A 24,451-nucleotide genomic window follows, 5' to 3' on the forward strand; every position below is an offset into this window, starting at 1 on the left:
CCGGTTGAAGTCCCGCCCCTCACAAAACCGATTCCGGACTCCGCCGGATCAGATCGTTGCGCACGTTGTCCGCAAAGAAGTCGATGAAGGCGCGGATCTTCGCCGGCAGCAGGTTGCGGTGCGGGTAGAGCACGGCGAGCGCCACCGGTTCCGGCGGCAGGTGGGGCAGCACGACGCGCAACTCGCCGCTGCGCAGATGGTCCGCCACCTCCCACACCGGCTTCAGCGCGATCCCCTCCCCCGCCAGCGCCCAGGCGGTCAGCACGTCGCCGTCGTCGGCGTCGAACTGGCCGGACACCGGCAGGGTCATCGGCCCGTGCGGGGTCTGCAAGGTCCACTGGAACTGCTGGGATCCGGGGAAGCGCAGCAGCAGGCAATGGTGGGACAGCAGATCCTCCGGCCGCTCCGGCACGCCGCGCCGCTCCAGGTAGGACGGGGCGGCGCAGAGCACGCGGGGCAGGTCGCAGACCTTGCGCGCCATGAAGCTGCTGTCCTTCAGCACCGCCATGCGGATGGCGACGTCTGTCGCCTCGCGCAGCAGGTCCAGCAGATGGTCGGACAGGCGCAGCCGCACCTCCACCTGCGGGTGGAGCGTGCGGAACCGCGGCACCATCGGCGCCAGGATGTGCCGCCCGAAGCCCAGCGGCGCCGTCACCCGCAGGCTGCCCACCGGCGCCCCGCCGATGGCGGCGACGCTGCTCTCCGCCCGCTCCGCGGCGTCCAGCACCTCCAGGCAATGCTCGAAGAAGACCTTCCCGGCCTCGGTGAACTGCACTTGGCGTGTGGTGCGGTTCAGCAGCCGGGCGTTCAGATGCTCCTCCAGGCTTTGCAGCCGGTGGCTGACCACCGCCGGCGACAGGCGCAGGCTGCGCCCGGCCGCCGACAGGCTGCCCAGCTCCACCACCCGCACGAACACCCGCATGTTCTCCAGCAGAGCCAAGCGCGACCACTCCACGACCCTTTTTCCCCCTCTCCCAGCCCCGCTGGGAGAGGGAGGGACCCGCCGAAGGCGGGAGGGTGAGGGCAAGGTCGTCCCGAGAATCCGGTGTGCGCCTAACCTGGATGCTCGGAATCACCTTGCCCTCACCCTCCCACGCCAAGGGCGTGGGCCCCTCCCTCTCCCGCCGGAGGCGGGCGAGGGGGGTTCATGGGACCATCCCACCTTTTCGTTTTTTTTGAAAGTGCTGGTGCGCGCATCCGCTTCCCTGCCGCACCTGCACAACCGTACAGTTTGCGATGGACACCAACGCACATGAGGGGGCCGGGACGCGATGGAGCTGATCGTCTGGGAATGGGTCAACTTTCTGGTGCGCTGGCTACACGTGGTCACGGCCATCGCGTGGATCGGCTCAAGCTTCTACTTCATCCACCTGGACGCGTCCTTACGCAAGCGCGAGGGCCTGCCGCCCGGCGTGGCGGGGGAGGCGTGGCAGGTCCACGGCGGCGGCTTCTACCACATGGCCAAATACATGGTCGCCCCGGCCGAACTGCCGGAGAAGCTGACCTGGTTCAAGTGGGAAAGCTACGCCACCTGGCTCAGCGGCTTTTGCCTGCTGGCGGTGCTGTACTACCACGGGGCCAACCTGTTCCTGGTCGACCCGGCGGTGCTGGACATCCCCTGGTGGGGGGCGATCCTGATCAGCCTGGGCGCGCTCGGGCTTGGCTGGCACGTCTATGACCGGATGTGCAAGTCGCCGCTGGGCAAGGACGATGTGAAGCTGGCGGCGGCGGGCTTCGTCTTCCTGGTGCTGGTCGCCTGGGGCCTCAGCCACGTCTTCAGCGGGCGGGCGGCGATGCTGCATGTCGGCGCGCTGATCGGCACCATCATGTCGGCCAACGTCTTCCGCCTCATCATCCCGAACCAGCGCAAGGCCGTGGCCGCCATGCTGAGGGGGGAGACGCCCGACCCGGCACTCGGCAAACAGGCCAAGCAGCGGTCGCTGCACAACAATTACCTGACGCTGCCGGTGGTCTTCCTGATGATCAGCAACCACTACCCGCTGGCCTTCGGCACGCGCTACAGCTGGCTGATCGTCGCCATCGTGCTGGTGGTGGGAGCGGTCATCCGCCACTTCTTCAATTCCCGCCACGCCGGCAAGCCGACGCCCTGGTGGACCTGGGGCGTGGCCGCCGTCGGCATGGTTGCCATGGTGGCGCTGAGCACGCTGGGCCCCAAGGACGGCAGCGACACCGCCGCCACCCCGCCCAACCCCAATTTTGCTCGGGCCGACTTCGCGCAGGTGGAGGAGGTCGTCACCAGCCGCTGCAGCATGTGCCACGCCGCGACCCCGGTGTGGGAGGGCATCGGCGAGGCGCCGCGCGGCGTCCGGCTGGACAGCCCGGAGGACATCCGCCGCCACGCCGGCCAGATCCGCGCCTGGGCCGTGCTGTCCAACGCCATGCCGCCCGGCAACGTCACCCAGATCACGCCGGAGGAGCGCCGGCTCCTCGCCGCCTGGACTGATCAGCTGCCGCGATAAGTCGAGTAGCTGTAGGGGGAGATCAGCAGCGGCACGTGGTAGTGCTGGTCCGTCTTCGACACACCGAAGCGGATCGGCACCACGTCGAGGAAGGCGGGCTCGCCCAGATCGACGCCCAGCCCGCGGAAATAGGCGCCGGCCTCGAACTCCAATTCGTAGACGCCCGCGGTCAGGTCGGCCCCAGCGAGCAACGGTGCGTCGCAGCGGCCGTCGGCGTTGGTGCGGACCTGAAGCAGGCGGTCGCGCCGGTCGCCCTCCAGCCGGTACAGCGTCACGGTCATCCCGGCCCCCGGCCGCCCGTGCGTGGTGTCGAGAACATGCGTCGTCAGACGCCCGCCATCCGCCATGATGCCCCTCCTGGTTTACTTCACCACAGAGACACGGAGACACAGACGGATGATTCTCTGTGTCTCCGTGTCTCTGTGGTGAATCCTTTCCACCAGATCCCCTTATACCCCCCGCCCCGCCCGTCCCGAACCGCTCCCGCCCAAAAAGACTTTCAAACGGATCGAAAAAGCGGAACGCCGCGATTGCGGGTATGCTGCGCAGGATGGGCGTAACAGGGAACCGATGATGCGACCAAGCGAGATGGACCGGGCAGCCTTCGTCGCCCGCTTCGGCGGCGTGTTCGAGCACGCGCCCTGGATCGCCGAACAGGCGTGGGGCGAGCGGGCGGACACCGCCGAGGGCATGCACGCCGCCATGCTGCGGGTGCTGCGCGCCGCCGACCACGCCACGCAGCTGGCCCTACTGAACGGCCACCCCGACCTCGCCGGGAAGCTGGCGGTGAGCGGCGGCATGACCGCCGACAGCACGGCGGAGCAGGCCAGCGCCGGGCTCGACCGCTGCACGCCCGACGAGTTCCAGCGCTTCACCGCCCTGAACGACGCCTACAAGGCGCGCTTCGGCTTCCCCTTCATCATGGCGGTCAAGGGCCGCAGCCGCGCCGAGATCCTGGAGGCCTTCGAACGCCGCATCCACAACAGCCCGGAGGAGGAGTTCGAAACCGCGCTGGCCCAGGTCGAGCGCATCACCCTCCTCCGCCTCAAGGACCTGCTGCCATGACCGATCTTGGAACGCCCCTGATGGCGCGGCTGGAGGAACTTGCCGCCTTCAGCCAGGATGAGGGCGCGCTGACCCGCCTGTTTCTGACGCCACAGCACAAGGCTGCCGCGGATCAGGTCACGGCCTGGATGAAGGACGCCGGCATGGCCGTCCACCTCGATCCCATCGGCACGGTGGTCGGCCGCTACGAGGGCGCCGCGCCCGGTGCGCCGGCGCTGCTGCTGGGATCGCACATCGACACGGTGCGCAACGCGGGCAAGTATGACGGGAACCTGGGCGTGCTCGCCGCCATCGCCGCAGTGGCGGAGCTGAACCGGCTGGGCGAGCGCCTGCCCTTCGCCATCGAGGTGCTGGCCTTCGGCGACGAGGAGGGCGTGCGCTTCCCCCACACCCTGACCGGCAGCCGCGCCATCGTCGGCCGCTTCGACCCGGACGCGCTGGACGGCCGCGACCGCGACGGCGTGCGCATGGCCGACGCGCTGCGCGCCTTCGGCGGCGACCCGGACGCCATCGCCTCCGTCGCGCGCAAGCCGGGCGAGGCGTTGGCCTTCGTCGAGCTGCACATCGAGCAGGGTCCGGTGCTGGAGGCGGAAGGCCTGCCCGTCGGCATCGTCACGGCGATCAACGGCGCGTCGCGCTTTTCCGTCCGGCTGCGCGGCATGGCCGGCCACGCCGGCACGGTGCCCATGGGTCACCGCCGCGACGCGCTGGTCGCCGCGGCGGAGATGGTGCTGGCGGTGGAGCGCATCGCGTCGTCCATCGCCAACCTCGTCGCCACGGTCGGCCGCATCGAGGCGAAGCCGGGTGCGGTCAACGTCATCCCCGGCGAGGTCGTCTTCACCATGGACGTCCGCGCGCCGGAGGACTTCGTCCGCGACGCCGCCTGCACCGCCATCCGCACCGAGCTGGAGGGCATCGCCGCCCGCCGCGGCGTGGCCATGACCATCGAGGGCACCCACAACGACGCGGCCGCCGTCTGCTCCCCCGCCATCATGGAGCGGATCGAGGCGGCCGTCCGCCGCGCCGGCATCCGCCCGCACCATCTGCCGAGCGGCGCCGGGCACGACGCCATGTCCTTTGCTGGGTCCTTCGCGGGCGCGCTGCCGATGGGCATGCTGTTCGTCCGCTGCAAGGGCGGCATCAGCCACAACCCCGCCGAATCCATCACCGTGGAGGACGCCGACCTGTCGGTGCGCATCCTCCTCGACCTCCTCCGCCACTTCGATCACGAGACCCTTTCAGCATGACCGAGTCCGCCCATCAGGCCGTCCGCGACTTCCTGGCCCACACCCGCGAGGACCAGGTCCGCTTCCTGGCCGAGCTGGTCAAGGTGCCCTCCGACAACCCGGCCGGCGACTGCGCCCCCCACGCGGAGCGCGCCGCGGAACTTCTGGAGGCCATGGGCCTGACCGTGGAGCGGCACCCGGTCCCGGCCGACCTCGTGCGCGCCAACGGCATGGTCAGCGCGACCAACCTGATCGTCCGCCGCCGCTTCGGCGACGGCCCCACCGTGGCGCTGAACGCGCACGGCGACGTGGTGCCGCCGGGCGAGGGCTGGACCCGCGATCCCTATGGGGCGGAGGTGGTGGACGGCTGGATGTACGGGCGCGGCGTCGCCGTGTCGAAATCCGACTTCGTCACCTACACCTACGCCCTGCTGGCGCTGGAGAAGGCCGGGCTCGACCGCGGCACGGTGGAGCTGCACCTGACCTACGACGAGGAGGCGGGCGGCGAGATCGGGCCGAAGTGGCTGCTGGACGAGGGGCTGACCAAGCCCGACTACGCCATCGCCGCCGGCTTCAGCTACGCCGTCGTCACCGCGCACAACGGCTGCCTCCATCTGGAGATCGAGGTCACCGGCAAGTCCGCCCACGCCGCCCTGCCGATGACCGGCATCGACGCGCTGGAGGCGACCACCGCGATCCTCAACGCCCTCTATGAGCACCGCAAGGCCTTCCCCGCCACGGTGTCGGCGGTGGCGGGCATCGGCTCCCCCCAGCTGACCGTCGGGCTGATCAAGGGCGGCATCAACACCAACGTGGTCCCCGACCGCGTCACCCTGCGGCTCGACCGCCGCATGATCCCGGAGGAGAACCCGGAGACGGTGGAGGCGTCCTTGCGCGCCGTCATCGCCGAGGCGGCCAAGGCCTTCCCCAAGGCCCGGGTGGAGGTGCGCCGCATCCTGTTGGCCCGGCCGCTGACCCCGCTGCCCGGCACGGATCGGATCGCCGCCGTCCTCTGTGCCCACGCCAGCCGGATCATGGGGGAGCCGGTGGAAACCAAGGGGGTGCCGCTCTACACCGACGCGCGCCACTATTCCGACGCGGGCGTGCCCATCGCCCTGTTCGGCGCCGGCCCGCACACGATCGAGGAAGCCAACGCCCACCGCGCCGACGAGCGCCTGCCGCTGTCCGACCTGCACAAGGCGACGGAGGTGGTGGCCCTGTCGCTGCTGGACCTGTTGACGCAGGACTGACGTTCCCACGTTATAAGAATGTTGCGCCTCCTCGCGGGGGCGCCAAACCAGGATGACCGAACGGTGATCATCGAAAGCGATCTGAAGCTCGACTTCAAGGACGTGCTGATCCGCCCGAAGCGCAGCACGCTGCAAAGCCGCAGCGAGGTGGACGTCGACCGTACCTTCAAGTTCCTGCACACCGGCGGGGAATGGACGGGCTTCCCGCTGATCGCGGCCAACATGGACGTGGTCGGCACCATGGCGATGGCCAAGGCGCTGTCGCGCTTCGGCGCCATGACGGCCCTGCACAAGCACTACCCGGCCGAGGATCTCGTCGCTTTCTTCCGCGACACGGACACGACGAACGTCTTCTACTCGCTGGGCACGACCGAGGCCGACTACGACAAGTTCCAGCACGTGAAGGCCAAGGCCCCGGTGGGCAAGGTCTGCCTGGACGTCGCCAACGGCTACACGGAGCGCTTCGTGCGCTTCATCGGCCGCATGCGGACGGAGAACCCGGATCTCGTCATCATGGCCGGCAACGTCGTGACCGGCGACATGACGGAGGCGCTGCTGCTGGCCGGCGCCGACATCGTGAAGGTCGGCATCGGGCCGGGGTCGGTCTGCACCACCCGCAAGATGACCGGCGTCGGCTATCCGCAGCTGTCCGCCATCATCGAATGCGCCGACGCCGCCCACGGGCTGAAGGGCCAGGTCTGCGGCGACGGCGGCTGCACGGTGCCGGGCGACGTGTCCAAGGCCTACGGCGCCGGTGCGGACTTCGTCATGCTCGGCGGCATGCTGGCCGGCCACGACGAGTGCGAGGGCGACCTCCGCTACGAGGAACGCGACGGCCAGCGCATCCCGGTCGCAATGACCTTCTACGGCATGTCGTCCGACACGGCGATGAAGAAGTACGCGGGTGGTGTGGCCGCCTACCGCGCGTCGGAGGGCAAGACCGTCGAGGTCCCCTACCAGGGCCCGGTCGAGGGCACGATGCAGGAAATCATGGGCGGCGTGCGCAGCATGATGACCTACATCGGCGCCACCAAGCTGAAGGAAGTCGCCAAGCGCACCACCTTCGTCCGCGTCGGCGCCCAGTTGAACACGGTCTTCGGCGGGTAGGGTCTTCAACCCTCTCCCAGCCCCGCTGGGAGAGGGAGGGACCCGCGGCCATGCCGCGGGAGGGTGAGGGCAAGGTCTTCCCGAGAATCTTAGCCCTCAACCTTCCCACTTCGTGGGCCCCTTCCCTCTCCCTGCGGAGCAGGGAGAGGGAGCTTCGGGGAAATTCGTTCCAATACCCCAACATTGTCTCTGGTCCACGTTTCGTTCCCCTGCTTCCTTGCGGCCCTTCTTGGTTGATGCACCAGGAGAGGGCTCATGGACGGAACGGCGGTCATTCGCGCCACCCTGCCGACGCTGCCGGCGACCCCCGGCGTCTACCGGATGATCGGGGCGGACGGGCGCATCCTCTACGTCGGCAAGGCGAAGAACTTGAAACGCCGGGTGGCCAGCTACACCCGGACCGAGGGGCTGCCGCACCGCACCCGGCGCATGGTCGGGCTGACCCGCTCCATGGAGTTCGTCACCACCCACACAGAGGCGGAGGCGCTGCTGCTGGAGGCGAACCTCATCCGCACGCTGCTGCCGCCCTTCAACGTGCTGGTGAAGGACGACCGGTCCTTTTCCTACATCGTTCTGGGCCAGGGGCATGAGTATCCGCGGCTGATGCACCACCGCGGCAGCGCGAACCGCAATGGCAGCCGCCGCAAGGGCGACCTGTTCGGCCCCTACGCCTCCCCCGCCCTGGTCGGCATGACCATCGCGGCGCTTCAGCGCGCCTTCCTGCTGCGCACCTGCGACGACGCCACCTTCACGTCGCGCACCCGCCCCTGCCTTCAGCACCAGATCAAGCGCTGCTCCGCCCCCTGCGTCGGGCGCGTCACGCCGGAAGAGTACGCCGCCCAGATGCAGGGTGTGCGCGACGTGCTGAGCGGTCGCAGCGCCGCCGTGCAGGAGGAGTTCGCCCGCCACATGATGGACTGCGCCGACCGACTGGCCTACGAGGACGCCGCGCGCTGGCGCGACCGCATCCGCGCGCTGACCGCGCTGCAAAGCCGACAGGACATCAACCTGGAGAACGTGCTGGAGGACGCCGACGTGCTGGCCGTCCACGCGGAGGGCGGAACCGCCTGCGTTCAGGCCTTCTTCTTCCGCGGCGGGCGCAACCAGGGCACCCGGGCCTTCTTCCCGAAACATGACCACGATGAAGACGAAACGGCGATCCTCACCGCCTTCGCCGCGCAGCTCTACGAGGACACGCCCCCGCCGCAGCGCGTCCTGCTCAGCCACGACATCCCAGACCGCGCGCTGCTGGCCGAGGCGCTGACCATGAACGCCGGCCACCGCGTGGAGGTGGACGTCCCGCAGCGCGGCCCCAAGCGCCGCGTCGTCGAGCACGCCCTGACCAACGCGCGCGAGGCGCACGGCCGCCGCATGGCGGAGCGTTCCGCGCAGGGGAAGCTGCTGGCCGGCGTGGCACGCGCCTTCGGCCTGCCCGGCCTGCCCACCCGTATCGAGATCTACGACAACTCCCACATCCAGGGCGCCTTCCCGGTCGGCGCGATGGTCGTGGCAGGGCCGGAGGGCTTCCAGCGCAACGCCTACCGCCGCTTCCACATCAAGGACCCGGCCGCCGCGGGCGACGATTTCGCCATGCTGCGCGAGGTGCTGACCCGCCGCTTCGGCCGCGCGCTGAAGGAGGATCCGGAGCGCAAGGACGGCCAGTGGCCCGACCTCGTCCTGATCGACGGCGGTCTGGGGCAGCTGAACGCCGCGCGCGCGGTCCTGGCGGAGCTGGGCATCGAGGGCGTGGCGCTCGCCGCCATCGCCAAGGGTCCGGACCGCGACGCCGGCCGCGAGCGCTTCTTCCTGCCGGACCGCGAGCCCTTCCGGCTGGAGCCCAACGACCCGGTGCTCTACTTCCTGCAACGGCTGCGCGACGAGGCGCACAAGACCGCCATCGACGCCCACCGCACCCGCCGCCTGAAGGCCATGGAGCACACCCGCATCGACGGCATCCCCGGCATCGGCCCGGCGCGCAAGAAGGCGCTGCTGCACCATTTCGGCAGCTCCACCGCGGTCGCCGCCGCGGGGCTGAAAGATCTGGAGCTGGCCCCCGGCATCAGCGCCGCCGTGGCACGGCGGGTGTACGAGTTCTTTCACGGGTAGGGTGCGGTTGCCCCCTCCCTAACCCTCCCCCGCTCTCGCGGTGGAGGGGACTTGGGCTGTTCTCCCTCTCCCGCGAGAGCGGGGGAGGGTCGGGGAGGGGGCAAACCAACGCGACCCTTCCCCACAAATCATCCCACCCTGTGACCCAGTCCACAGCGCCCGGCCCGGTGTCCGCTTATTGTCCCCTCATCGAACACATGGAGCCCTCCGCCGACCAGCCAGCATCCACCCTTTCCGATCCGTCTTCTTTGCCTCCCGTCCCCGCAACTTCCGGTCGGCAGTTTCCTGCCGGCCGGCTTCTTTTTTGCTCAGCGGGAATATTCCGGAGACACCAATGCGGGTGACGCGCAGCAGGGCTGCACCGGCGGCAAACATGCTTAGCGTTTCCTTAACCGGCCGCGCCCATCTTGCGCCGCACCGCAACAGACCGACACCGAGCAAGGCGCCTGACCATGGGCCAGAAGACCATCAAGCTTTCCGACAAGACCGGCTACCGCGAGATCGAACTCGACAGCCTGCCGCGCAACGTCCGCGCCGCCGTCGCCGACATGGCCGACAAGAACCCGGTCGCGAACATCATCGTGGACCAGATGGGCATGCTCTACCGCATCCACCTGTCCGAGCCGGCGAACGTCTATCTGGACGTGCTCGCGGTCGCCTGACCGACGCTTCCTCCGGTGACGAAAAAGCGGCGGCGCACGGGTTGCGCCGCCGTTTTCGTTCCGGTAGGATGGCCGTTATGAGAACAAAAGCAGAACTTCTGAAACCACCGGAACCCGAGGCGCCACCGCCCGGCATCCGGATTACCAGCGGACGCACCAAGGACGAGATCGGGCGCGTCCATCACGCCGATGGCGCCTGGACCGCTTTCGCGCGCGACGCGGATGGACGCTATCGCACGGTCGGCGCCCATCCGGATTTCGCCGCGGCGCTGTCCGCCATTCCCGACGCTCCCGCTCCGGAGGAGCGGGAAGCACCGAAGGCGACTGCTCCCAAGCCTCGGCGCCAGACCGCCGCGACGATGGCCAAGCCCGACGCCGGACGGACGACCGCGCCCGCCCAAGCGGCCAAAGCTCAATCGGCCAAGGCTCAGTCCGGCAAGCCGAGGGCGGTGCGGTCCAAGGCGGCCTGAGGCACCGTGTCCCCGAAGCCGGACAGGATCGCGCGGGCGTGCCCCGGGGCCACGCCGGTCATGCGGGCGATGTCGCCGGCGTCGAGGCCGTGCTGGTCGGCGGCGCGGCGGATGCGGCTGATGGCGTCGCGCTTGTGGCGGCGGAGCTGTTCAGCGGACTGGCCGCGGGATTTGCTGTGCATGATGTCCTCCGTTCCAAGGTCGGGGAAGGCGGAACTCAGTGCGGGCGCCCTTCCAGGCGGCGCAGCGCCCGGTCGAGCGTGGTCAGCGGCAGCAGGAAGACGGCGCCGCCCAGGATCGCCCGGACGTCTTCGACGTCGAGGCTGGTGATCTCGGCGACGCCGCGTTCGTCCAGGCCGCGGTCCTCGGCGATCAGCGTAATCCAGCCCGCAAGCGTCCGGGCCTGTGCCATTTGCGCGCGGTCCATCAGCGTCGAAAAGCCCCCGGAAATGGGAGTGGCTTTGTCGCAAGGGGTCAGCATGGGCTCCTCCCAAAGAGCGATGTCTGCTTTTTTGGGATATGGTGCCCTGCCTCCACCGGCCGCACAACCGGGCCAACGGCCTACAGCCCATCGGTAGAAAGACCGAGCGGCCTCCTACCCCGATCGGTTGCGTCACGCCCCCACCCAGCGCCGGGTCGGGCCCGTGTCCACATGGACGAAGTTGCGCTGCGGATAGCAGCCCGCCCCGCCATCGCCGAAGGACAAGGCACAGCGGTACAGGTCCGCCGTCCGCCGCCCGGACAGCCGCAGGTCCACCGCCTTGCCCTGCACATGAAGGCTGGCCGCCGCGGCCCCCTTGGTGTGGCGGTTGGTGTCCAGGGACCGGAAGGCCGACAGGACCTCGAAGGGCTTTGTGCTCTCCAGCTTCTCCTGCATCTCCCAAAGCCGGTGGAGCAGGGCGAGGTCGATGCGGCGGCAGACGTCGCTGTGGTGGTCGCGCAGAACCCAGTCGATGCGCGCCAGCGCCTCGGCCACCGGACGGCCCTCGGCCCAATAGACACCGCTGAAGCTTTCGCCGGTCTGGCAGTTGTAGAGCCGCACCGCCCGTTCCGGCTCGGGCTCCCAGGCGGCGGCCGGACGGCTGCCGGTCACGCCAAGCGCGACCACGGCGCCGAGCCCCAGAATGCCGCGGCGCGAGAGGCCCGGCTGGGGTCCGCCAGTGGACAGAACAGAGGGAATGCGGAGGAAATTTTCAGGGGGCATGGACTCACCGGCCAGTTGGTTCACCGATGCCGCAACAGGGAAACGCGCAAATCGTCGGCATCCGTCCCAAATCCATCACCGCCACCGCCACGCGTGGTTGACCGTCTGGCCTTGCGGGCGTCCCGGCCCTGCGGCCGGCGCCGGCCCAACGGTCATGGGGATTGAATGGAGAGCGGGCGAACCGCCACGACGTTTCCAACCTGCGGCGTCGGGCAACGCTCTTCACCCGCGGGAGCCGCGTCCGACAAGGTGGATACGGTAACGTACCGTCTGGCAAGCCCCGGCCAATCAGGGGGGATTTTACCACGCACAGATGAGTATTAGATATTTAGGATGAGTTGAAAACTCATACAAATGGATAGATCAACTTTTTTCGCAGTAACGGTCAGCATAGACACAGACGAATGGTAGACAGCCAGGATTCGTGATGGAAGAATGCCGCCCGTCCGAAGCACACCACATCGGCCGAAGGGTTTCCTGAGTCTTGCCCTGAATCATGAAATGTCTTCGGGAGACGACTGGATGATCGAGGGCGCCCCCCCTGCGCAGGATTGGACTCCGGACGAAACCGCCATCCGGGCGCAGCTCGCGCGCATCCTCGCCAGCGACCGTTTCGACGCCTCGGAGCGCAACCGGCGGTTTCTGCGCTATGTGGTCGAGGAGTGCCTGGCCGGACGCACCCAGCAGATCAAGGCCTACAGCATCGCGGTCAGCGTCTTCAACCGCGAGCCGAGCTTCGACCCGCAATCCGATCCCATCGTGCGGCTGGAGGCCGGGCGCCTGCGGCGCAGCCTGGAACACTACTACCTCACGGCCGGACGCAACGACGCGATCCGCATCATCGTGCCGAAGGGCGGCTACGTTCCCCGCTTCGAACCCACCGGCCTGACGCCGGAGGAGGAGCCGGTCCCCCAGCCCGCCCCGCCCCCCGCCTGCCCTGCCCCATCGGCAACGGCGCCGATGGCCCGGCGCTGGCCGGCGAAGCACCCGGTGTTTGCCACCGGCCTCGCGATCCTGGCGGTGCTCGGTGCCGGTGGCGCTCTCTACGGCGTCGCCATGCCGTCCGGCGCAGGGTCCGAGAATCCCGTGGCGCTGGCCGTGCCCAAGCACCCAACGCCGGACCGCGCCCTCGCCGCGGTGGGAACACCGCACGGTACCGGCGTCACCATCGCGCCGTTCCGCACCATTGGCTCCCACACCGAGGCGGCCGCGCTGGCGTCGGTGCTGACGGACGAGATCGTGCGCACCCTGACCGCGCAAACCGAGCTTCCCATCCGCCTGGAACCGACGCGGGCCGACGGCACCGCCGCGGCCGGCGGCCAGGATCTGCGCCTCGCCGGCAGTTTGCAGGAGGGGGATGGGCACACCCGCGTCATCGTCCACCTGACGGATGAGGCGACCGGCGACGTCCTGTGGTCGGAACGGTTCGAGCAGCCGCAGGCCCACGGGGCCTCGGCCCTGGTCCAGACGCTCGCCGCGGGCATCACCGCCCCTCTGACCAACCCGCAGGGGCCGCTGATCCAGGCGGTGTCCGCCCGGCTGAGGGCGAAGCCCGCGACGGCCCTGCTGCCCCGCGAATGCGCCTTCCTGGCGACCGAGCGGCGGAACCACGGCCCGGAGGAGCGCCGGGCCCTGGACGGATGCCTTGAGAAGGGCGCGTCCGACCGGGGCCTGAGCACCAACGAAGCCGCGCGGCTGTGGTCCGCCGTCTCCTACCTCCACGCCGACGAACATCGCTTCGAAGCGGAGGCGGGCGGCAACGGGAAGGGGAGCCCCGCCGGGAACCGGACGCTGGAGCGCGCCCTGGCCGCCGCGACGCGGGCGACGGAACTGGCGCCGAACGGCCTGCGCCCGCTGACCGCGCTCTACACGGCCTATTGCCTGCGGCGCCAGTACGACCTGTGCTTCGCCGCCGGCGACAAGGCGCTGAAGCTGGCGCCGGACGATCCCAAGGTGCTGGGCGACCTCGGCCTGTGGCATGTGGAGGCCGGCGACCCGCTGCGCGGCATGGCGCTGATGGACCACGCCATGGAACGCGATCCGTCGCAGGCCGGCCGCCTCCTGCCCGCCTACGGCGTCGCGCGCCAGCGCGTCGGCGGCCCGCAGGACGGCAGCACCGACAGCGCGAGCACCGTGCGCGGCGACGTGACGAGCGCGGCACCGGCCCAGGTGGCGCTGGCGGTGGCCTTCGTGCAGTCGGGCCGGATGGACGAGGCGCGGGAGGCCGCCACCAAGGCGCTGGCCGCCGACCCCGATTTCGCCGAGCGCTCCGCCCGCGAACAGCGCAACCGCCCCCTCCCCCCGGACCTGGACGCCACCATCCGCAGCAGCTTCGCGGTGCTGGGCTTGGCCCGCTGACGGCACCCGGTTCCGATGCTCCATGGAAAAAGCCCGGCGACACCGCGTCGCCGGGCTTTTTCGTGGAACGGGTTTTCTCATACGACGTCGTATGATGACGCCGCTCAGCCGGTGCCGGGCTGGGCGGAGCTGTCGTCATCCTCCGCGCGCTTGCGCAGTTCCTCGGCCGACAGGCCAGCCGGGGTGGCGTCCTGAAGCGTCCCGTCACCGGGAGTCCGGGTCTTGTCCTCGCGCGGGGACTCAGCCTGGGGCTTGTCGCTCATTCAATCCCTCCACAAGTGTTTGGCCGCAGTCGTTGTGATCTGGGGTCAACGCTCACGCGGCGCGCAGGGTCCGCATCACCGTTTCCAGGGCGAGCCGACCCGCGCCCTCCACCGCGTCGGCGGTCGTGCCATGGAAGCGGGAGAAGGCGTTGGCCATCATCCCGACCATCGTGTCGGACCCGCAGCCCATGACGTCCAGCGCGTCGCGCGCCCAGGCGTAGTGCCGTTCCTCGTCCTCGGCGTGACGGCGGAGCACCGCGGCCACCTCCGGGTCGTGCGGACGGGCGGCGTGGCGGGCGTATTTCTCCCGCGACTGCCATTCGTTCGACACGAAGGCCAGCAGAACGGCCCGGTCGCCGCCGGGCGCACCCGCCGCCTGCACCGCCAGCTTGAAGAAGCCCGTGGGCACGTGCGGCAACAGCAACGGAATGCCGTTGCGGTCGCGGATCAGCGCCGACAGCGCTTCCACATGCCGCTCATGGTCGGCGCGGTGGGCGCGCAGGTCGTCCCGCAGCACCGGATCGCGCAGCGACGCGATGGCGATGGAGTAGGCGGGCAGGGCGTCGTGTTCCAGCTGCAGCAGGTCGGTCAGCTCCGCCTGCAACGCCGCCGGGTCCGGAACGTTCAGGTCGTTCACCGCGGAGCCGGGCATCAGCCGCATCATCGCCGATCATCTTTCTGCTTGCCGGCGTTGGTCGTCGGCGCGTGGACGCTGCCGGTCGTCGCGGAATCCACGCCGGGACCGACGTCGAGGTCTTCCGGCTCCTCGTTCCCGGCGTCGAGCGCGCGGGCCTCCGGACTGCCTTCACCGACGGACAGGCTCCGCTCGCCGGGACGGGCGCCCGGCCCCTCGACGTTCTGGAAACCGGCCTTCTCCTCGTCGACGGATAGGCCTTCGCGCGTGGATCGGATGTCGAGCGGTTCGTCGCGCTGGTCGCCGTGCCGCTTGTCGGGGCTCATGCCGGGCCTCCTCGCTTGTGGTCGGAACAGTGTGTCTTTCCGTCCCAACAGCACGCCCCGACGGCCCGTTCCGCGGAAAGGGTTTGGTGGACCTTGTCTGTGCCGACCCGCCTGCACACATAGTCGCGTTCATCAGGGTCGCGTTCATCGGATCGCGTTCATAAGGCCATGCAGAATGTTGACCCCGCCGCTCAGGCAATCCTTGACCGCACCCGGGCGGTTCCGTAGGGACTGAGGGCCAAAGGCGGGACATCGCGGGTGAGACCCGTTATGACCGGCACCCTTTCACGCAGCACGGCCGCCCCGGCGGCCCGAACGGACAGCGTCATGCTCAACGCCACCCTCGCAACCAACGCCCCGGCCAACGCTCCGGCGGACACCGTCATGCCGGCGGCGGCGGACATCTTCTCCCACCCGAAGTTCCGGGCCCCGGAATTTCGGAAGGGCGCGCACAAGCCGGCGCCCTTCCTGCCGATGACGCGGGCGGAGATGGACCGGCTGGGCTGGGACAGCTGCGACATCGTCGTGGTGACGGGCGATGCCTATGTGGACCACCCCAGCTTCGGCATGGCCATCATCGGCCGCCTGCTGGAGGCGCAGGGCTATCGCGTCGGCATCATCGCCCAGCCGGACTGGAGCAGTGCGGAGCCGTTCAAGGCGCTGGGCAAGCCCAACCTGTTCTTCGGCGTGACCGGCGGCAACATGGACAGCATGGTGAACCGCTACACCTCGGACCGCCGGCTGCGCCACAACGACAGCTACACCCCGAACGACGAGGGCGGGAAGCGCCCGGACCGCGCGGTGATCGTCTACAGCCAGCGCTGCCGCGAGGCCTACAAGGACGTGCCCATCGTGCTGGGCGGCATCGAGGCGTCGCTGCGCCGCATCGCCCAGTACGACCATTGGAGCGAGAAGGTCCGCCGCTCCGTCCTGGTGGACGCCAAGGCCGACATCCTCTGCTACGGCAACGCGGAGCGCGCCATCGTCGACGTCGCCCGCCGCATCGCCGCGGGGGAGAAGGCGCGGGAAATCGACGACATCCGCGGCACGGCCATCATCCGCAACGCGGTGCCGGAGGGCTGGACCGTCATCGACAGCAGCAGCATCGACGAGCTGACCCCGGCCACCCCGCGCGCCGCCGGTGCCGACCGCACCGTCGTGCGCCTGCCCGGCTACGAGCAGGTCAGCGCCGACAAGCTGCTCTACGCCCACGCCTCGCGCACGCTGCACCAGGAGAGCAACCCCGGCAACGCCCGCGCGCTGGTCCAGCGCCACGGCGACAAGGAGCTGTGGCTGACCCCGCCGCCGATCCCGCTGACCACGCCGGAGATGGACGGCGTCTATGGCCTGCCCTACGCCCGCGCGCCGCACCCGTCCTACGGCGACGCGCGCATCCCCGCGTGGGAGATGATCCGCTTCTCGGTCAACATCATGCGCGGCTGCTTCGGCGGCTGCTCCTTCTGCTCCATCACCGAGCATGAGGGGCGCATCATCCAGAGCCGGTCGGAGGGGTCGATCCTGAAGGAAATCGAGGAGATGCGCGACAAGGTGAAGGGATTCACCGGCGTCGTCTCCGACATGGGCGGGCCGACCGCGAACATGTACCGCATGGCCTGCAAGGACAAGGAGATCGAGAAGGTCTGCCGCCGCCCGTCCTGCGTCTATCCGGACATCTGCAAGAACCTGGACACCGACCACAGCGCGCTGATCCAGCTCTACCGCAAGGCGCGCGCCATCCCCGGCGTGCGCAAGATCAACATCGCCTCTGGCCTGCGCTACGACCTCGCCGTCCGCAGCCCGGAATACGTGAAGGAGCTGGTGACCCACCATGTCGGCGGTTACCTGAAGATCGCGCCGGAGCACACCGAGACCGGCCCGCTGTCCAAGATGATGAAGCCGGGCATCGGCACCTACGACCGCTTCAAGGAGATGTTCGAGAAGGCGGCGAAGGCGGCCGGCAAGAAGCTGTACCTGATCCCCTACTTCATCGCCGCCCACCCCGGCACCACGGACGAGGACATGATGAACCTCGCCTTGTGGCTGAAGCGGAACGGCTTCAAGGCCGACCAGGTGCAGACCTTCCTGCCCTCGCCCATGGCGCTTGCCACCGCCATGTACCACAGCGACCACAACCCGCTGCGCCCGATCCGCCGCGAGGGCTCGGAGGAGGTCTTCTCGGCCAAGGGGCTGAAGCAACGCCGCCTGCACAAGGCCTTCCTGCGCTACCACGACCCGGAGAACTGGCCGGTGCTGCGCGACGCCCTGAAACGCATGGGCCGCACCGACCTGATCGGCCCGGCCGAGCACCAGCTGGTCCCGGCGTGGCAGCCCACGGGCGGTGGCGCGAAAGCGGAGAAGCCGGCACCGGGGAAGAGCTTCTTCACGCAGCAGGCTGGCAAGGGCCGGCGGACGGTGCAGGGGGGCGGGAAGCCGGGAGGGGGCAGGCCGGGACCGGGCAAACCGGGGGCGCGGCGGGGGTGATCGCCATAAGGCGGTGATTCTGCTACGGTTGCCCCCACCCTCCCCACGCTTTGCGTGGGTCCCCTCCCTCCCCCGCTGCGCAGGGGAGGGCTCAGAAGGCAAGCGGCGGCAGTCCCCTCCCCTGCGCAGCGGGGGAGGGTTAGGGTGGGGGCACGCGTGACCGATTCAGAAACTCCTCAACACCCCGGCGCCCTCATGCGCGCCGAATCCCTCTCCGCCCCCGACCGCATCGCGGCGCAGCTCCGCGCGAACGGCCAAGCCTACGCTGATCTTGCAACGCTCCTCCGCGCCCGGCCGCCGGCCTTCGCGGTCACCGTCGCGCGCGGAAGCTCCGGCCACGCCGCCGCCTATGCGCGCGCCCTGTTCGAGACGTCGCTCGGCGTCGTCACCGCACCGGCGGCACCATCCGCGGTCACGCTGTACGGCGCGCGGCTGCGCCTGAAGGACTCGCTGGTCCTCGCCATCTCGCAATCGGGCGAGAGCCCCGACCTCGTCACCGTGGTGGAACGGGCGCGTGACGACGGTGCCCTCACGCTGGCGCTGGTCAACGAGCTGGACTCTCCCCTCGCCAGGGCCGCGGAACGGTGCCTGCCCCTGCACGCCGGGCCGGAATGCTCCGTCGCAGCGACCAAGAGCTTCCTGTGCAGCCTATCCGCCGCCGCGTCCCTGGTGGCCGCTTGGCGGCCCGACGCAGAGCTTGCAACGGCGCTGACCGCCCTGCCCGACCGCTTGCGTGCGGCCGCGGCCTGCGACTGGTCGGCGGCGTTACCAATTCTGCGTGACGCGCGATCGCTGCTGGTGGTTGGGCGCGGCTATGGCTTTCCCGTGGCCCAGGAGATGGCGACCAAGCTGAAGGAGACCTGCACGCTCCACGCGGAGGCGCTCAGCGCGGCGGACCTGCTGCACGGCCCGGTGGCCTTGGTGCACGATGGCTTTCCGGTGCTGCTGGTCGCTCTGCCGGACGCGACCTTGCCCGGCGTGCTGGAACTGGCGAGGCGCCTACGCGGGCAGGGCGCCCACCTGATGGTGGCCTCCCCGGTGGCCGAGGCGCTGGACCTCGCCCACACGGCCCTGCCCTTGCCGGCGCCGCTGCACCCGATGCTGGATCCGATGATGGCGGCGCAGGCCTTCTACCCGCTGGCCGCGGACACAGCACTCGCCCGCGGGCTCGACCCCGATCGTCCGCCGAGCCTGAGCAAGGTCACGCGGACGGTCTAGGAGGCATCAGCAGCCGTTCAGCGCACGGATGCGCTCGATCAGCGGGCGCCCGCCGTCGCGGCGGGAGAGGGACACCTCAGCGGCGCCGTCGCAGACCCGGCCGTTGGCGTAGACGTAGTGGTAGCGCACGCGGGCGGCGTCCGTGCCCATCGGTTCGGCGGAGATCAGGCGCAGCGGCTCGCGCATGTTCGCGTAGTAGCGGCTCATGGAGCCGACCTCGTAGGCGCCGCTGTTGCGCTTTTCCGGCACCATGAAGCCGTTGGCCCGCGCCCCGTCGGCCTGGGCCAGCGCCTCGTAGAAGCCGCGCACCGCGTCCATCCCGTCGCCGGGCGCGGGGCGGGGAGGGGCCGTCACCGCCGCGGGAACAGGAGCTGGCGTCGGGGCAGGGCGGACGGCCTTGGGCGCTTCCACGGGCAGGCGCTGCGGCTGGGGATTTTGGGCCGGGTCAGCCTTGGCGGCCGGCTGCGGGATGGGCGCAGGCGCGGGCGCGGCGGGCGGCTGACCCGGCCGCACCACCACCGGAGGAGCCGCCTGGATCCGGACCGGAGCCGGAACCGGGGGCTGCGCCTGCGGCGGGGGTGATGGCGGGGGAGGGGTCGGAGCGGCCACCACCGGAGCGGCGGGAGCGGGGGCGGGAGATGCCTTGGCCGGGGCGGAGCCGGCGTTCGGCGTCAGGCGGATCGGGCCGCTCGCAGCACCAACGTCCGCCGCCTTCCGTCCACGGTAACACTCGTCGCGCTCGGCGGCCGACTTCAGCGGCTCGCAACGGGCGACGCGCTCGATGCAGGCTTGGCGCAGGTCGTCGACGGTGATGTTCTCGCAGTGGGGCGGTGCGGCCTGGGCCAGTCCGGCCCCGGCCAGAATCCAAGCACCCGCGGTTCCCGCAAGCACCATTCGCAACGAACGGTTCGCCATAGCCTCCTCCTGTCGTGCAGGAGCAAGTCCATAGCAAAGCTGAGGCTTCCGGAGGATTGCGGTGATTGGCCCCCAGGCTTGCTTTCAGGCCATGCCGGAACTAGCGTAGCCCCCATGATCCGCCAGATTAAGACCCCCCACGCCGTTCTCCTGGAAGAGCCACGGGACGGCGTCCCCCAGACCAGCGAACTCCTGTTCGGCGAGACCTTCACCATCCTCGACCGCGAGGGCGACTGGCTGAAGGTCGAGTGCCGGATCGACGGCTACACCGGCTGGCTTGCGCCCGGCACCGCGCACGCCGAGCCGACCGCCCCGACCCACCGCGTCCGCGGCCGGACGGCCAACCTGCACCCCGGTCCCACCCACAAGGCGGTGCCGGTCACGGCCCTCAGCTTCGGCAGCCTCGTGACAGTGGCGGAGGAGAACGAGGCCGGCTGGTGTCGGCTGGACGACGGGCTGTGGGTCTTCGGCAAGCAGCTGGAGCCGGTCGCCCGGCCGCTGGACACGGCCCCCGTGGAGACCGCCCTGCGCTTCCTGGAGACGCCCTATGTCTGGGGCGGGCGGAGCGGATTCGGCATCGACTGCTCGGGCCTCGTGAAGGTGGCGTTGCAGGCCGCCGGGATCGTCACCCGGCATTCCAGCGGCTTCCAGCGCAACGACGACCGGCTGGGGCCGATGCTGTCGGAGGACGGGCAGGGAGTCGATTACCGGCGCGGCGACATCGTCTTCTTCCCCGGCCATGTCGGGATCATGCTGGACGGCGCCACACTGCTGCACGCCACCGTCTTCACCATGTCCGTAGTGACCGAGCCGCTGTCCGACGTCGCCGCCCGCGCGGAGCGCATCACCGGCGTGCGGCGGCCGGCTTTGTAACGCAGCGCTGGGAGATCACCACAGAGACACGGAGACACAGAGTTTTTCGAAGCGCCCCACCGTTCCGGCTAACGAGAAACAACCATTCTCTGTGTCTCTGTGCCTCTGTGGTGAATCGCTGCGCTGGATCGCGCGTCCTCCGGCATCCGCACGCCCAGCGCGTCGCCGACCATCAGCAGGGTCGGGCCGTCGCCCGCCGGGACGCCGTGCTCCGCCATGGCGCCCAGGGTGGTCCAGTGGTGGCGCTCGTCGGGGCGGCAGCCGTTCTCCACGGCCAGCACCGGCGTGTCGGCGGGCAGGCCGCCCGCGGTCAGGCCGCGCCCGACGCGCCGGGCCTGGTCGCGCCCCATGTAGATCGCCAGCGTCCCCTTCGGGTCGGCCAACCGCGCCCAGTCGGGTTCGGTCGCGTCGCCCTCCCGCGCATGGGCGGTGACGAAGGTCACGGCGCGCGAGACGCCGCGCTTGGTCAGGGAGATGCCGGCGCTGGAGGCGCAACCGAGCGCCGCGGTGATGCCGGGGATCACGGAGACGGAGATGCCCGCCGCCTCCAGATGCTCGATCTCCTCGCCGGCGCGGCCGAAGATCATCGGGTCGCCGCCCTTCAGCCGCACGACACGCCGCCCGGTGCGGGCGTGGGCCTCGATCAGCGCGTTGATCGCCTCCTGCCCGTGCGAATGCTTGCCGGAGCGCTTGCCGACGCAAACCAGCTCCGTCCCCGGCCGCGCCAGATCGAGGATCCCGGCGCCGACGAGATGGTCGTAGAGGATCACCTCGGCTTGGGCGATGGCCTTGGCCGCGGCGATGGTCAGCAGGTCGGGATCACCCGGCCCGGCCCCGACCAGCGTGACGTGCGGCCGGCGTCCGGAGACGTCCGGGATCGCGCGGGCGACGCGCCGGGCCGTACGGGGGCGAAGGACGGACTCGATCCGTTCGCGCAAGGCCACGATGAAGTTGAAACGCTTGCGCTCCGGCGAGCGGAGACCGGCATCAAGCCACGTTGCTGCGCTGGGCATCGGCGATGATCTCCTTGATCTCGGGAATGCAGGATCCGCAGTTGGTCCCGGCCTTCAGGGCTTGGCCGACCTCCTGCACCGTGGTCAGCCGCTGGCTTTGGATCGCCGCGACGAGGCGGGTGATGCCCACGCCGAAGCAGGAGCAAACCGTCCGCCCCTCGTCCACCACCGGCACCGGGGAGCGGCCGGAGAGCAGGGCGCGGCGGGCGGGCGCGTCCATCGCCTCGGCCGACAGCAGGTCGACCAGCCAGCCGCGGCCGGGCAGCCCGCCCGACGCGGACAGGAACAAGCAGGCCTCCAGCCGGTCGTGGGTCAGCCAGGCACGGCGGAGCACGCCGCGCGCGCCGTCGCTGTAATCGACCGTCGCCCCGTTGAGGTCAAAGGTGAAGTCGTCGGAGGAGGGCAGGGCGCCATCGCCGGCCAGCTCGATCAGGTGACCGCCGGGAACGGCACGGCGGGCCCAGTAGCCACCATGGGTGGGCTCCACCGGCTGTCGGGCGATCAGGAAGCCGGTCCAGGCGGCGGAGTAGGGCTCGACCGTCACGGGCATGCGCTTCAGGTCGGGCTGGCCGGACAGCGGATCCACGGCGGTGTCGTCGATCAGCCGGCCGATGACGCAGGAGCCGGTGAAGCGGTCGGTCCAGTGCATGGGCAGGAAGGCTTCGCCCGGACGCTGCGCCTCCGTCACGCGGACGCGGGCCAGCGCGTTGCCCACTGGCGTCGCGATGCGGGCGAGCCCGCCGTCGGTCAGGCCGCGCGCCTCCGCGTCCCGGGGGTGGACGTCCAGGACGGGCTCCGGCGCGTTGGAGGACAGGCGCGGCGACAGGCCGGTGCGCGTCATGGTGTGCCACTGGTCGCGCAGGCGGCCGGTGTTCAAGATCAGCGAACCGGGCATCACGGCGCGGGGCAGGGGACGCGACGTCACCGGCACGAAGCGCGCCCGACCGTCCGCGGTGAAGAAGCGCCCGTCGGTGTAGAGGCGCCGCGTCGGCTCCCCGCCAACCCGCCGCGGCCAGGGTGCCGGGGACAGCGTTTCAAATTCAGCGTCGGAGATCGACGCGAGACCGCCGATGTCGAAGGCGCGGGCCCCGTCATTCTCGAAGCCGGACAGGGCGGCGTGCTCGCGGAACACGTCGGCCGGCGTCTCGTAGGGGAAGGCGGCGCCGAAGCCCATGGCGCGCGCGACCTGGGTCATGATCCACCAGTCGGGCCGCGCCTCGCCGCTGAGCGGGCGGAAGGGCCGCTGGCGGGAGATGGTGCGGTCGGAGTTGGTGACCGTGCCGTCCTTCTCGCTCCAGCCCGCCGCGGGCAGGCGGATGTGGGCAAGGCGCCCGGTGTCGGTGTCGGCGATGCAGTCGGAGACGATGACGGTGTCGCACTTGGCCAGCGCGCGGCGCACGCGGGCGGCGTCGGGCATGCTGACGGCGGGGTTCGTCGCCATCACCCAGACGGCGCGCACCGTGCCGTCCTCCACGGCGCGGAACAGGTCCACCGCCTTCAGGCCGGGCTTGGCGGCCAGGGTCGGCGCGTTCCAGAAGCGGCGGACGCGGTCCACGGACTCCGGCTCGAACCCCATGTGCGCGGCAAGCTGATTGGCGAGCCCGCCGACCTCCCGCCCGCCCATGGCGTTGGGCTGGCCGGTGACGGAAAAGGGCCCCATGCCCGGCGCGCCGATGCGGCCGGTCAGGAAATGCACGTTCAGGATCGCGTTGACCGTGTCGGTTCCCTGGGACGACTGGTTCACGCCCTGGGAATAGACGGTGACAACGCGGCTGGTCGTTGCGAATTCAGCGTAGAAGGCGGCGACCTCCTCCACCGGCAGGCCGCAGACGGCGGCGACATGGTCCGGCGACGGCGCGTCGGCGCGGGCGGCGTCCAGCGCGTCTTTCAGGCCGGCGGTGTGCTCCGCGACGAAGCGGGCGTCCAGCGTGCCGGCGTCGGCCAGATAAACCAGCAGGCCGTTGAACAGCGTCGCGTCGGTGCCGGGCTTCAGCGCCAGATGCCGGTCGGCCCCGTCCACCGCGGCGGTGCGGCGCGGATCCACGACGACGATGCGCGTTCCGCGCGCTTCTTTTCCTGCGAGCACACGTTGATGGAGAATCGGATGGCACCACGCGAGATTGGATCCGACCAGCACGATCAGGTCGGCAAGCTCGACATCCTCGTAGGTTACCGGGACCGCGTCCGCCCCGAAGCCGCGCTTGTGCCCCGCCACGCTCGACGCCATACATAGGCGTGAATTCGTATCGATGTTCGCGGTTCCTAGGAATCCCTTCACCAATTTGTTGGCGACGTAATAATCCTCGGTCAAGAGCTGACCGGAGACGTAGAAGGCGACCGAGTCCGGCCCGTGCTGCCGGATGGTGTCGGACAGCCGCCCGGCCACCGCCGCGATCGCCTCCTCCCAGCCGACCCGCCGGCCGTCGATCGTGGGGTGGAGCAGGCGCTCCCCCAGCCCCAGCGTGTCCGGCAGGTTCGACCCCTTGGAGCAGAGGCGCCCCCGGTTGGCGGGGTGCTCCGGGTCGCCGCGCACGGCGACGGAGCCATCCTCCTCCACCGTCGCCAGCACCCCGCAGCCCACCCCGCAATAGGGGCAGGTGGTGCGGACGGTTTGTCCCCTCTCCCCTCTGGGGAGAGGGTTAGGGTGAGGGGGTCCAGCCGTTGCCGAACGCACCGGTCCCCCGACAAGGGGCGGCCCCCCCCCCCCCCCCCCCCCCCCGGGGGGGGGGGTGGTTGGGGGGGGGGGGGGGGGGTAAACCGTGGGGGGGGGGTGTGGGGGGGGTCGGGGGGGGGGGGCGGG

At 70.3% G+C, this 24,451-nt stretch carries 23 protein-coding genes; 12 read left to right on the forward strand and 11 right to left on the reverse strand.

What is annotated here, in order from left to right:
• Nucleotides 1-19: 19 nt before the first annotated feature.
• A complete protein-coding gene (locus J2851_RS26510; protein WP_307420229.1) occupies nt 20-955 on the reverse strand; it encodes a LysR family transcriptional regulator in 936 nt (311 codons plus the stop codon).
• 316 nt (nt 956-1,271) lie between these two features.
• On the opposite strand from J2851_RS26510, the gene J2851_RS26515 reads away from it, so the two are divergent.
• Entirely contained in the window at nt 1,272-2,480 is a 1,209-nt protein-coding gene (locus J2851_RS26515) for a urate hydroxylase PuuD (protein WP_209770072.1), read from the forward strand.
• Here the strand turns inward: J2851_RS26515 and uraH are convergent.
• Nucleotides 2,465-2,827, reverse strand: a complete 363-nt coding sequence (gene uraH / locus J2851_RS26520) for a hydroxyisourate hydrolase (protein WP_209770073.1) — start codon at nt 2,825-2,827, stop codon at nt 2,465-2,467. The two genes, J2851_RS26515 and uraH, sit on opposite strands and share 16 nt — an antisense overlap.
• Nucleotides 2,828-3,050: 223 nt before the next feature.
• Between uraH and uraD the strand changes: the two genes are divergently transcribed.
• From uraD to J2851_RS26555, 7 genes are all read left to right on the forward strand, one after another.
• A complete protein-coding gene (gene uraD / locus J2851_RS26525; protein ID WP_246500939.1) occupies nt 3,051-3,545 on the forward strand; it encodes a 2-oxo-4-hydroxy-4-carboxy-5-ureidoimidazoline decarboxylase in 495 nt (164 codons plus the stop codon).
• Nucleotides 3,542-4,792, forward strand: coding sequence for an allantoate amidohydrolase (locus J2851_RS26530; protein ID WP_209770074.1), 1,251 nt, complete (start codon nt 3,542-3,544; stop codon nt 4,790-4,792). Before uraD ends, J2851_RS26530 begins: the two co-directional genes overlap by 4 nt.
• Nucleotides 4,789-6,021 carry a M20/M25/M40 family metallo-hydrolase gene (locus J2851_RS26535; protein WP_209770075.1) on the forward strand — a complete coding sequence of 411 codons (1,233 nt, stop codon included), beginning with the start codon at nt 4,789-4,791 and terminating at the stop codon, nt 6,019-6,021. Before J2851_RS26530 ends, J2851_RS26535 begins: the two co-directional genes overlap by 4 nt.
• 63 nt (nt 6,022-6,084) lie before the next feature.
• Nucleotides 6,085-7,128 carry a GMP reductase gene (locus J2851_RS26540; protein WP_209770076.1) on the forward strand — a complete coding sequence of 348 codons (1,044 nt, stop codon included), beginning with the start codon at nt 6,085-6,087 and terminating at the stop codon, nt 7,126-7,128.
• A 255-nt stretch (nt 7,129-7,383) separates the two neighbouring features.
• A complete protein-coding gene (uvrC, locus tag J2851_RS26545; protein WP_209770077.1) occupies nt 7,384-9,234 on the forward strand; it encodes an excinuclease ABC subunit UvrC in 1,851 nt (616 codons plus the stop codon).
• Between the two features lie 452 nt (nt 9,235-9,686).
• Complete coding sequence (locus tag J2851_RS26550) at nt 9,687-9,896, forward strand: hypothetical protein (protein ID WP_209770078.1); 210 nt, start codon at nt 9,687-9,689, stop codon at nt 9,894-9,896.
• Nucleotides 9,897-9,973: 77 nt separating this feature from the next.
• Nucleotides 9,974-10,366, forward strand: coding sequence for a hypothetical protein (locus J2851_RS26555; protein WP_209770079.1), 393 nt, complete (start codon nt 9,974-9,976; stop codon nt 10,364-10,366).
• On the opposite strand, the gene J2851_RS26560 is transcribed toward J2851_RS26555, so the two are convergent.
• The 3 genes from J2851_RS26560 to J2851_RS26570 all read right to left on the reverse strand — a co-directional run bounded on the left by J2851_RS26560 (nt 10,324) and on the right by J2851_RS26570 (nt 11,570).
• Nucleotides 10,324-10,548, reverse strand: a complete 225-nt coding sequence (locus tag J2851_RS26560) for a hypothetical protein (RefSeq protein WP_209770081.1) — start codon at nt 10,546-10,548, stop codon at nt 10,324-10,326. The two genes, J2851_RS26555 and J2851_RS26560, sit on opposite strands and share 43 nt — an antisense overlap.
• Nucleotides 10,549-10,583: 35 nt before the next feature.
• Nucleotides 10,584-10,778, reverse strand: a complete 195-nt coding sequence (locus J2851_RS26565; protein WP_209770083.1) for a hypothetical protein — start codon at nt 10,776-10,778, stop codon at nt 10,584-10,586.
• Between the two features lie 201 nt (nt 10,779-10,979).
• Nucleotides 10,980-11,570, reverse strand: coding sequence for a YcbK family protein (locus J2851_RS26570; RefSeq protein WP_209770085.1), 591 nt, complete (start codon nt 11,568-11,570; stop codon nt 10,980-10,982).
• A 522-nt stretch (nt 11,571-12,092) separates the two neighbouring features.
• Between J2851_RS26570 and J2851_RS26575 the strand changes: the two genes are divergently transcribed.
• On the forward strand, nt 12,093-13,928 hold the full coding sequence (locus J2851_RS26575) for a tetratricopeptide repeat protein (RefSeq protein ID WP_246500940.1): 1,836 nt from the start codon (nt 12,093-12,095) through the stop codon (nt 13,926-13,928).
• Between the two features lie 104 nt (nt 13,929-14,032).
• Here J2851_RS26575 and J2851_RS26580 read toward each other — a convergent pair whose 3' ends face one another.
• Genes J2851_RS26580 through J2851_RS26590 form a run of 3 tightly spaced genes read right to left on the reverse strand, consistent with a single transcriptional unit; the run spans nt 14,033 to nt 15,151 of the window.
• Nucleotides 14,033-14,191, reverse strand: a complete 159-nt coding sequence (locus J2851_RS26580) for a hypothetical protein (protein WP_209770087.1) — start codon at nt 14,189-14,191, stop codon at nt 14,033-14,035.
• A gap of 52 nt (nt 14,192-14,243) precedes the next feature.
• Complete coding sequence (locus tag J2851_RS26585; RefSeq protein WP_209770088.1) at nt 14,244-14,855, reverse strand: ferritin-like domain-containing protein; 612 nt, start codon at nt 14,853-14,855, stop codon at nt 14,244-14,246.
• Nucleotides 14,852-15,151: a hypothetical protein gene (locus J2851_RS26590; RefSeq protein WP_209770089.1), complete on the reverse strand. Its 300-nt coding sequence runs from the start codon at nt 15,149-15,151 to the stop codon at nt 14,852-14,854. Before J2851_RS26590 ends, J2851_RS26585 begins: the two co-directional genes overlap by 4 nt.
• A gap of 384 nt (nt 15,152-15,535) precedes the next feature.
• Between J2851_RS26590 and J2851_RS26595 the strand changes: the two genes are divergently transcribed.
• Nucleotides 15,536-17,632, forward strand: a complete 2,097-nt coding sequence (locus J2851_RS26595; RefSeq protein ID WP_209770106.1) for a YgiQ family radical SAM protein — start codon at nt 15,536-15,538, stop codon at nt 17,630-17,632.
• Between the two features lie 195 nt (nt 17,633-17,827).
• Nucleotides 17,828-18,850, forward strand: a complete 1,023-nt coding sequence (locus tag J2851_RS26600; RefSeq protein ID WP_209770090.1) for an SIS domain-containing protein — start codon at nt 17,828-17,830, stop codon at nt 18,848-18,850.
• A 6-nt stretch (nt 18,851-18,856) separates the two neighbouring features.
• On the opposite strand, the gene J2851_RS26605 is transcribed toward J2851_RS26600, so the two are convergent.
• Nucleotides 18,857-19,765, reverse strand: a complete 909-nt coding sequence (locus J2851_RS26605) for a hypothetical protein (RefSeq protein ID WP_209770091.1) — start codon at nt 19,763-19,765, stop codon at nt 18,857-18,859.
• A 114-nt stretch (nt 19,766-19,879) separates the two neighbouring features.
• Here J2851_RS26605 and J2851_RS26610 point away from each other — a divergent pair, with 114 nt between their 5' ends.
• A complete protein-coding gene (locus tag J2851_RS26610; protein WP_209770092.1) occupies nt 19,880-20,638 on the forward strand; it encodes a C40 family peptidase in 759 nt (252 codons plus the stop codon).
• Nucleotides 20,639-20,706: 68 nt separating this feature from the next.
• On the opposite strand, the gene cobA is transcribed toward J2851_RS26610, so the two are convergent.
• Nucleotides 20,707-21,651: a uroporphyrinogen-III C-methyltransferase gene (cobA, locus tag J2851_RS26615; protein ID WP_209770093.1), complete on the reverse strand. Its 945-nt coding sequence runs from the start codon at nt 21,649-21,651 to the stop codon at nt 20,707-20,709.
• Nucleotides 21,626-24,220 (reverse strand): nitrate reductase, encoded by a 2,595-nt coding sequence (locus J2851_RS26620; protein WP_307420234.1) that lies wholly within the window; start codon nt 24,218-24,220, stop codon nt 21,626-21,628. The genes cobA and J2851_RS26620 overlap by 26 nt, the downstream gene beginning before the upstream one ends.
• Nucleotides 24,221-24,451: the final 231 nt, after the last annotated feature.

Origin of the sequence: Azospirillum rugosum (assembly GCF_017876155.1) — a bacterium.
Taxonomy (GTDB): Bacteria; Pseudomonadota; Alphaproteobacteria; order Azospirillales; family Azospirillaceae; genus Azospirillum; species Azospirillum rugosum.